At 58.3% G+C, this 420-nt stretch carries 1 protein-coding gene; it reads left to right on the top strand.

Translation table 11 applies throughout. From position 1 onward, the window contains the following. Positions 1-420, top strand: a 420-nt coding sequence (locus tag ISP15_RS18350; RefSeq protein WP_404549442.1) for a hypothetical protein, incomplete at both ends; no start/stop codon positions are given.

Raw genomic sequence — 420 nt, forward strand, 5'->3', positions numbered from 1 at the left:
GATCAACGCCGATACGGGCAGTACGATCCAGATCAGTAACGATGGCGGCAGCAGCTATCTGGATACGATCAATGCCAATGGCGATGCGGGTATCACGCTGGATGCCGGTTCGAGCCTGGACTTGGTGGGTAGCGGGAATGCTGTCGCTGCCAACAATGGCGACCAGATCACTGCGACCGACAACACGATCGATGCTAACAATGCATCGTTGACGCTTATCGACAGCAGTGCGGCAGATATCGTCGACGGGACAGCGCTTTCGATCACCTCCAACTCCAGCGCGCTGACGCTGGACGGCACGGGTATCACGCTGTCTGGTACCAAGGATACCGATGAACTGGGCGATGGCAGCTCGGTGACGGAAACGGCCAGCGGCAATACGCTGGACATGGATGCGGGCTCGACGTTGGACGATACGTC

Source organism: Dyella jejuensis (assembly GCF_044904675.1).
GTDB lineage: Bacteria > Pseudomonadota > Gammaproteobacteria > Xanthomonadales > Rhodanobacteraceae > Dyella_B > Dyella_B jejuensis.